Below are 8,555 nucleotides of genomic sequence, written 5' to 3'. Positions count from 1 at the left end.
ATAAATCCAACTCCATTCTTTTTATCTTAGCAATAAAATTATAATGGATAATTTATGTATTGGGGAGATGTTTTTACATCTCCTTTATTTTTTTGCTACCTTTGCCTACTAAAATTATACTCTAACAATGTTTAACTAGAAGTCTAGTAGTGTTTATAAACAGCGGAATAGTTAAACACTACAAATAAAAACTAAACACTATAAATTAAGATAAACACTATTAAATTAGATGTAAGTAAACGTGAACATAGGTATATAGGCATTATTGAGGGGATAAATAAATAATATTTATGGATTATTTATTTATTTTACATATGAAAAATAGTGTTTGGCATGATTATTGCTTTATAAATTAGCAAGAGATAAAAATTTAAACAACAAAATTTCATTAAAAGAAGGTGTAGTAATGACTGAACTAGAGAAAACAATTATGAACATTATTATTTATGCAGGTGATTGTAAAAATCATGCGTATATGGCATTGGGGCTGGTTAATGAAGGGGACTATGCCGGAGCGGATCAAGAACTTGAAAAGTCAAATGATGCATTAGAAATAGCGCATAATGATCAAACAAGTTTACTACATAAAGAAGCAAAGGGAGAAAAAATTGATACAACGCTTCTTTTCATACATGCGCAGGATCATTTAATGACAGCGATAACAGAAAGAAACTTAATAGAACAGATAATTGAATTACGTAAAGTAGTAAACACATTAATAAATAAGTAAAAATATAAAAAAGTAAGGAGAGATATATTATGATGAAAATCAGATTGTTTTGTGCAGCTGGGATGTCAACAAGTATTTTGGTGGATAAGATGAAAATAGCTGCGAAAGAAAAAAACATAGAAGTGGATATTGAAGCTTTTCCAGAATCACAACTTGCCAAGTGTTTAGAAAATGTAGATGTTGCATTATTAGGACCTCAGGTTGGATACAAATTACCAAAAGTAAAGGTAATTTGCCAGGCTAAAGGAATTCCGGTTGAAGTAATACCTATGGTGGATTATGGAATGATGAATGGAGCAAAAGTATTGGAATTTGCATTAAAACTTAGTGCTAAATAAAAAATAAATGGAAGTAATGTACAAAAATATTTTGTAATTATTTATAATTAATTTTGAGGGGGACTTATATTATGTCAATGAAGGAAACTTTAAATGAAAAAATAATACCTGGAGTTATGAAATTTGTTAATTTAAAACCTGTCGCTGCATTAAAGGATGGTATATTGTTTACACTACCTTTAACACTAGTAGGATCAGTATTTTTATTACTTGCTCAATTACCAATACCTGCATTAAATGAATGGATAGCAAGTATTTTTGGAGCTGGGTGGACTGAGCCTTTATTTCAAGCTTATAATTCTAGTTTTAAAATGATAGCCATAGTAGCAACTATGGGTATAGCATATTCCTATGCTAAGAATGAAGAACATGAACCGTTAGCAGCTGCAGTAATGGCTTTCGTATCATTTATATTAACTCAAAATCTATTTATTAAATCAGCAGCTGGAGAAATAGTAACAGGAGTTATTCCAATGACTTGGACTGGCGGAGAAGGTATGGTTTCAGCAATTATAATTGGCCTTCTTGTAGGTATAACATATTCGTGGTTTCTCGAAAGAAAGATTACAATAAAGATGCCAGCTGGTGTACCACAAGGTGTTGCTAATTCATTTGCGGCATTAATACCAGCAGCAGTAATAATTCTATTTTCAACTTTTGTTTTTGGATTCTTTAAATATGTTTTGAATACAACATTTATTGAATTTATATACAAAACTATACAAACTCCATTACAAGGAATGTCAGATTCCTTACCTGGTGTTATAGTAATCGCATTCTTAATCCCATTCTTATGGTGGTTTGGAGTACACGGAACAACAATTGTTGGTGGTGTAACACAAGGAATTCTTTTATCAAATACTGCATCAAATCAAGCTATATTAGATAGTGGTAGAGAACTTACTATAGCTAATGGAGCTCGGATAGTAACACAACAATTCCTAGAACAGTTTATTAATACAACAGGTGCAGGAATAACAATAGGTCTAGTAATTTGTATGTTATTCTTTGCAAAATCACAACAATCTAAACAATTAGGACGGTTAGCAATTGGACCTGGAATGTTTAATATAAACGAACCCGTTACATTTGGTACACCTATAGTAATGAATCCATTTATGGCAATACCATTCATTCTTGCTCCTGTGGTATCAGCGATATTAGCTTATTTTGCAATAGCAACAGGATTAGTTCCACCATTCTCAGGAGTATTAGTTCCATGGACTACACCTCCAGTAGTAGCAGGATTTATCCTTGGTGGATGGAGAACAGCTGCAATGCAATTAGTATCACTAGCAGTATCATTCTTTATATACTTCCCTTTCTTTAAGAAAGTAGATGCAATGAATTATAAGAATGAACAAGACGCTTTAAAGTAAGAATAAGTAAAGATTAAATAATAAAAAAGCAAAGGTACAATATAAAATTGTACCTTTGCTTTTTAACTTTATAGAAATTTATAAAACATAATAAAAAACACAAATGAAGTGGCATAGAGTTCCTAGCATTATAAATATATGAAATATCTCATGACCGCCGAAAGCTCCAATTCTAATCTTTTCAGATTTTAAAGCATATATAACTCCTCCTACTGTATACATAACTCCACCTAAAACAAGGAAGAATATACCAGTAGGGGCTAAAACCTTAGAAAGTGGATATATTGCAAAAATTGCAAGCCATCCTATAGCTGTATAAATAACACTACTTAACCACTTTGGACAAGTAACCCAGCAAATTTTAAAAATTATACCTATTACAGCTGAGATAGCTACTATAGTAAATAGTAAATGGCCAACAGAGTTATTAAGTGCAATTAAACAAAGGGGTGCATAAGAGCCTGCTATAAGAATAAAAATCATAGAATGATCTACTCTCTTTAAGCCTTTAATTACTGAATCCTTTGAAATAACAGAGTGATAGGTTGCAGATGCACTATAAAGTAATATCATACTTATACCAAATCCTATAATGGCCAGATAATTAGTTAAAGGACCACCTATAGATATTGTTTTAATTATTAATGCAATTAAAGCTATAACAGATAAAATTGCACCAACTAAATGAGTTAAACCGTTAATAGGTTCTCTTAAGTACTTTGTCATTTTCAAAAACACCTCCTAAATTACAACAAGTAGTTTTAAAAACTAGATGATGGTATAATTAGATTATCGTATATAGTTATCAAAGAGTCAACCTTAAAAATAATCTATATAAGACTTATATATATATATATTATCCCATTTTCTTGCAATATCGCAAGAATACTATTAATATTAAATATATAAACAAAACAACATGTAGTTTACAAAACTATATAGAGGAGAGTTAACATGAATAAAGAAGAAGTGACAAGGTTAATTAAGAATGTAAGTGTAGATGAAAAGATAAAACTTAAAGATATACCAGAGATAGACCTATATATGGATCAAGTAATACAGCTATTTGAAGCTAATCTAAGTCCATTAAAGCGTAAAGAAGAGGATAAGATATTAACTAAGACCATGATAAATAATTACGCGAAGGCAAATTTACTAATGTCTATTAAGAATAAGAAATACTCCAAGGAGCATTTAATATTAATGAGCTTAATATATGATTTAAAGGGATCTTTATCAATAAATGATATTAAGCTACTATTAAATAATATAGTTGAAAAATATGAAAATAAGGAAGATTATGATTTAAGGAGACTTTATGAAAGTTACTTAGAGGATAGCCTAGAAGATAGCGCTCGATTTAAAGCTTCCGTTGAGAAAAAAGTCGATACAATAAGTAAAGGTGGCCATGAAGAATTTGAAAAAAAATTTCTACTTATTTCATCTATTATTTCTATGAGTAATATGTATAGAAGAATGGGTGAGCTATTAATAGATGAGTTTTTTGCAAAGGAGAAGGAATAAATGAAAAATCTAAATGATTTAAAAAAAGAACTTTATTCAATCGACGGAAGAGGATATAACTCATATAAGTCTCTTGCAGGACAGTATGATTTTAATAAATACATATTATCAATAGATCATGTGCAAGGAGACCCTTTTGCAGCACCGTCTAGAGTAAGAATAATAATGGATCAAAGTGTTGCTAATATACCAAAGGAATTATTTGATAAAGAGCATAAAAGGATAGCGGTTCAAGACTTTTTAACAAGGTTATTTTATAAAAATATAGATGCTTATGGTAAAAGAGTATTTGGATCTGGCAAAAGTGGACTAATATCAATTAGTAAATGTCCTCAAGAAATTTTAGATAGAACTTCAGTTATTATAAGTGAAAAAGAGCTACAGGTAAGAATTGAGGTTGGATTTCCAGCAAAGGGAAGAAGCGTACTTGCTAGAGAACTTGAAAAAATACTATATGATTTTCTGCCACAGATTATAGAGAATTCAATAATATATAATAATATAGATAAAGATAAGCTTATGGATAGAGTAAGGCTTGTTGAGGATCAAATCTATATTAGACACGAATTAGAAAAAAGAGATCTAGTAGCTTTTGTAGCTAATGGATCAATTTTACCTAGGGAGAGCGGGATTTCAACTAAGGCTTTAAAGGATGGTATAAAGTTTGGATCTCCTAAAGGTTTAGAAATGACATTTAATACACCTAATAGAGGCGAAATAAAAGGAATGGGTATTCCTAAGGGTATAAGCTTAATTGTAGGGGGAGGATATCATGGTAAATCAACTCTATTAAGATCTTTAGAGCTTGGAGTATATAATCATATAGAGGGAGATGGACGTGAATTTGTCATTACTGATGAAACAGCTTTAAAGGTAAGGGCTGAGGATGGAAGAGTAATTCATAAGGATGACATATCTTTATTTATAAACAATTTACCAAATAAAAAGGATACAAAAGCCTTTAGTACAGAAAATGCCAGTGGAAGTACATCCCAGGCTGCTAATATAATTGAAGGAATAGAAAGTGGCACAAAATTATTCTTAATAGATGAGGATACTTCCGCAACAAACTTCATGATAAGAGATGATGTAATGCAAAAACTGGTCTCTAAAGAAAAGGAGCCTATTACACCTTTTATTGAAGTCGTAAAACCTTTATATGAGCAACAAGATATATCAACAATTATAGTTGTAGGAAGTTCAGGGGATTTCTTTGATGTAGCTGATACAGTAATTCAAATGGATTCTTATGAACCAAAGGATGTTACGGAAAAGGCAAAGGCTCTAAGTACAGGAAAAATTTTAAATAGAATAACAGATAGGGAAATAAGGATTAATTTTAATAGAGTTATAAAAAAAGGAAGTATTGAAAAAGGTCCTAAAGGGATAAAAATAAAAACCTTGGGAGTAGATGCCTTAGACATAAATAGGGAGAAAATCGAGCTAAGGGCTGTAGAACAAATTGTAGATAGTGAGCAGATTACCGCAATAGGATATATTATGAAGTATGCAGAAGAAAATATAATAAATGGAACATTAAATATTGAAGAGGTAACAGATGAAATATTAATGAGTATAAAAAAGAAGGGCTTAATAGATATTAGTGGGAATGGAAATTTAGCTATGCCAAGAAAGCAGGAAATAATGGCTGCCTTTAATAGATATAGAAAATTGAGAGTATAGAGAATGGTATAGAAAGTAATGGAGAAAAACTATAATAATAAGTGATGTGAAAGCAGTAAGTAGTGAAAACTATTTACTGCTTTTATTTCAACTTGTACTGGTACAGACGTGGAAATTTGCGGTGTGAAGTTATGATTAGATATATTAAAATCATAGTATAGAGATTTTAAGGAGGTAGAATTAATGTCAAATAATAATGGGTTTAAATTTGCAGATAATTTTTTATGGGGTGGAGCAACTGCTGCTAACCAATTTGAAGGTGGATGGAACAAGGATGGAAAGGGTGCTAGTACTTCAGATATGATGACCGGAGGAACTCATACAACTCCTAGACGTATTACACCAGTTTTAGAAGAAGAGACATATTATCCAAGTCGTGAAGCTATTGATTTTTACGGACATTATAAAGAAGATATAAAACTGTTTGGAGAAATGGGATTTAAGACTTTTCGTATGTCAATTAACTGGACTAGAATATTCCCTAATGGGGATGAATTAGAACCAAATGAAGAAGGTCTAAAGTTCTATGATGATGTATTTGATGAATTAATAAAAAATAATATTGAACCATTAGTAACAATTTCTCATTATGAAGCACCTTTTGGATTAACTGAAAAATATAATGGTTGGTGTTCAAGAAAAGTTATTGATTTTTATGTAACATACTGTGAAGCAATATTTAAAAGATATAAAGATAAAGTAAAGTATTGGTTAACATTTAATGAAATAAATTGTTTAACAGTTCCTTTTGGAGCTTTTATGGCTGGTGGAATTCTAGTTAATGAAAATGAAAATTCAGACCAAAAGAGGTTCCAAGCTTTACATCATCAATTTATTGCTAGTGCAAAGGCTGTTAAGTTAGGTCATGAGATTAATCCAGACTTTAAAATAGGTTGCATGATTGCTTATATGACTACTTATCCAAATTCTTGTAACCCAGATGATATATTATTAGCTCAACAAAAAGATCAGATAAGCAATATGCTTTGCGGAGATGTTCAAGTAAGAGGATATTACCCAAGATTTGCAAATCGCTATTTTGAAGAAAAAGGCATTGAAATACAAATGCAAGCAGGAGATAATGAGATATTAAAAGAAGGGTGTGTAGATTTCTATTCCTTCAGTTACTATATGTCTTCAGTTGTAAGTGCTGATACAAATTTAGAAGAAGTTGAAGGAAATATATTAGGTGGAATTAAAAATCCGCATTTAAAAGCTTCAGATTGGGGATGGCAAATTGATCCTAAGGGGTTAAGATGGACATTAAACAATATCTATGATAGATATCAAATCCCGTTAATAGTTGTTGAAAATGGTTTAGGTGCAGTAGATGTAGTTGAAGCAGATGGATCAATAAATGATGATTATCGTATAGATTATGTTAGAGATCACATAATTCAAATGGAAGAAGCAGTTAAGGATGGTGTTGAACTTATGGGATACACTATGTGGGGATGCATTGACTTAGTAAGTGCATCAACTGGAGAAATGAAGAAGAGATATGGCTTTATCTATGTAGATAAAGATAATAATGGAAATGGAAATATGGAAAGATCAAAGAAGAAGAGTTTCTATTGGTATAAGAATGTTATAAAGAGTAATGGAAAAGAACTTTAAAAATATAAGTAAAAAAAGCACAACATTTACTGTGGTGCTTTTTTTCTGTGCTTAATAAGCGTAAATTAATTGGAGCATTGTATAATATTTAACTTAATATTAGCATACCTATGATAAAATTAGATTAGAGTTAGTAGTTTTCAAGGGAGGAAAAGACATGATAAAAATTATTGCATCTGATATGGATGGAACATTACTGAATAGTAAACATGAGATACATGAAGAAAATATTAAAGCTATAAAGATTGCACAGAGACTAGGAGTACAAACTGTCATTTCTACAGGAAGAGAGTATGAAACTGTAGCACCTTTACTCAAAGAGGCAGGATTAAGGTGCCAATGTGTTCTTATGAATGGTGCAGAGTACCGTGATGAAGATGGAAATATACTTGAAAGAATTAATATAGAAAAAAGTAAAGCTACACAAATTACAGATATGGTACAGGCAGTTGGAATGAGATCTGAGATTTTCACAAGCCATGGGATTTATACTACGAATACTAAAGAAGAGGCCCTAAAGGGAATAGCACACATGGTTCAGCATTTCGAGAAGTTCCCATCTTTTAAAGATGCTCTTGAAGTTGCAAAAGTTCATCCTCATTTTAAAATACTTAAGTATATTGAAAATATAGAGGAGTTTTTATGTAGTGAAATAGAAATAAGAAAAATTCTTGCATTTTATAGTGATGAGGATATTATTTCAAATATGAAGAAAAAAGTTAATGGACTTGGAGGACTAGCTGTATCTTCATCCTTTAAAGATAATATTGAAATAACAGATAAGCTTGCTCAAAAGGGATTAACTTTAGCAAAAGTTGCTGATAAGATGGGTATATCTAGAAATGAAGTTATAGTTATTGGTGATAGTTTTAATGATTATTCTATGTTTGAGGAATTTAAAGAGTCCTTTGCCATGGGAAATGCTATACCAGAAATAAAGGAAATAGCAAAGTATGTGACTGATACTAATGATGAGGCAGGAGTAGCTAAGGCTATATATAAGGCTTTAAATCTATAGATTAAAAAATAAGACCTTTAGGGTCTCTTTTTTTTGCATATAAATAACTGTGCTGGTACACAATAGGGAAAAGACTATGTAATGTTACTAAATTTTATTATATAATTCAATTATAGTAAAGTAAATATTAGGGGGTAGAAAAGATTGAGTCAAGTAAAAGTGGGCAACTATTTTATTATCCATTATTTTACAGTATATATTTATAACTTCCCTTAAGCATTTTTACTCTTAATTGTAACTAATATCTCCAAATCCTTTTAATCCAC

Annotated in this window: 8 protein-coding genes; 7 read left to right on the top strand and 1 reads right to left on the bottom strand. The window is 30.7% G+C overall.

The window, feature by feature from the left end:
• The first annotated feature begins 406 nt into the window (after window positions 1-406).
• From CLVI_RS16705 to CLVI_RS16695, 3 genes are all read left to right on the top strand, one after another.
• Entirely contained in the window at window positions 407-730 is a 324-nt protein-coding gene (locus CLVI_RS16705) for a PTS lactose/cellobiose transporter subunit IIA (RefSeq protein WP_106061338.1), read from the top strand.
• A 29-nt stretch (window positions 731-759) separates the two neighbouring features.
• A complete protein-coding gene (locus CLVI_RS16700) occupies window positions 760-1,068 on the top strand; it encodes a PTS sugar transporter subunit IIB (protein ID WP_106061336.1) in 309 nt (102 codons plus the stop codon).
• A 71-nt stretch (window positions 1,069-1,139) separates the two neighbouring features.
• Window positions 1,140-2,447, top strand: coding sequence for a PTS sugar transporter subunit IIC (locus CLVI_RS16695; RefSeq protein WP_106061334.1), 1,308 nt, complete (start codon window positions 1,140-1,142; stop codon window positions 2,445-2,447).
• Between the two features lie 78 nt (window positions 2,448-2,525).
• On the opposite strand, the gene trhA is transcribed toward CLVI_RS16695, so the two are convergent.
• Window positions 2,526-3,173, bottom strand: a complete 648-nt coding sequence (gene trhA, locus CLVI_RS16690; RefSeq protein WP_106061332.1) for a PAQR family membrane homeostasis protein TrhA — start codon at window positions 3,171-3,173, stop codon at window positions 2,526-2,528.
• Window positions 3,174-3,401: 228 nt separating this feature from the next.
• Here trhA and CLVI_RS16685 point away from each other — a divergent pair, with 228 nt between their 5' ends.
• The 4 genes from CLVI_RS16685 (at window position 3,402) to CLVI_RS16670 (ending at window position 8,289) form a co-directional block, all read left to right on the top strand.
• Window positions 3,402-3,971, top strand: coding sequence for a DUF1836 domain-containing protein (locus CLVI_RS16685; RefSeq protein ID WP_106061330.1), 570 nt, complete (start codon window positions 3,402-3,404; stop codon window positions 3,969-3,971).
• The gene (locus CLVI_RS16680) at window positions 3,972-5,654 is read left to right on the top strand and encodes an ABC-ATPase domain-containing protein (RefSeq protein ID WP_106061328.1); all 1,683 of its coding nucleotides are present in this window, start codon (window positions 3,972-3,974) and stop codon (window positions 5,652-5,654) included. It begins immediately after the preceding gene.
• 183 nt (window positions 5,655-5,837) lie between these two features.
• On the top strand, window positions 5,838-7,271 hold the full coding sequence (locus CLVI_RS16675) for a glycoside hydrolase family 1 protein (RefSeq protein WP_106061327.1): 1,434 nt from the start codon (window positions 5,838-5,840) through the stop codon (window positions 7,269-7,271).
• Between the two features lie 157 nt (window positions 7,272-7,428).
• On the top strand, window positions 7,429-8,289 hold the full coding sequence (locus CLVI_RS16670) for a Cof-type HAD-IIB family hydrolase (protein ID WP_106061325.1): 861 nt from the start codon (window positions 7,429-7,431) through the stop codon (window positions 8,287-8,289).
• The last annotated feature ends 266 nt before the right edge of the window (window positions 8,290-8,555 follow it).

The sequence above is a fragment of the Clostridium vincentii genome (assembly GCF_002995745.1).
GTDB classification, from domain to species: domain Bacteria; phylum Bacillota; class Clostridia; order Clostridiales; family Clostridiaceae; genus Clostridium; species Clostridium vincentii.
This window is presented reverse-complemented; position numbering and strand designations above follow the sequence as displayed.

Bases quoted from the DNA above. Each gene is read 5' to 3' on its own strand.
- CLVI_RS16675 (WP_106061327.1), top strand. From the start codon at position 5,838: ATGTCAAATAATAATGGGTTTAAATTTGCAGATAATTTTTTATGGGGT.
- CLVI_RS16695 (WP_106061334.1), top strand. From the start codon at position 1,140: ATGTCAATGAAGGAAACTTTAAATGAAAAAATAATACCTGGAGTTATG.
- CLVI_RS16680 (WP_106061328.1), top strand. From the start codon at position 3,972: ATGAAAAATCTAAATGATTTAAAAAAAGAACTTTATTCAATCGACGGA.
- CLVI_RS16700 (WP_106061336.1), top strand. From the start codon at position 760: ATGATGAAAATCAGATTGTTTTGTGCAGCTGGGATGTCAACAAGTATT.
- trhA (WP_106061332.1), bottom strand. From the start codon at position 3,173: ATGACAAAGTACTTAAGAGAACCTATTAACGGTTTAACTCATTTAGTT.
- CLVI_RS16705 (WP_106061338.1), top strand. From the start codon at position 407: ATGACTGAACTAGAGAAAACAATTATGAACATTATTATTTATGCAGGT.
- CLVI_RS16685 (WP_106061330.1), top strand. From the start codon at position 3,402: ATGAATAAAGAAGAAGTGACAAGGTTAATTAAGAATGTAAGTGTAGAT.
- CLVI_RS16670 (WP_106061325.1), top strand. From the start codon at position 7,429: ATGATAAAAATTATTGCATCTGATATGGATGGAACATTACTGAATAGT.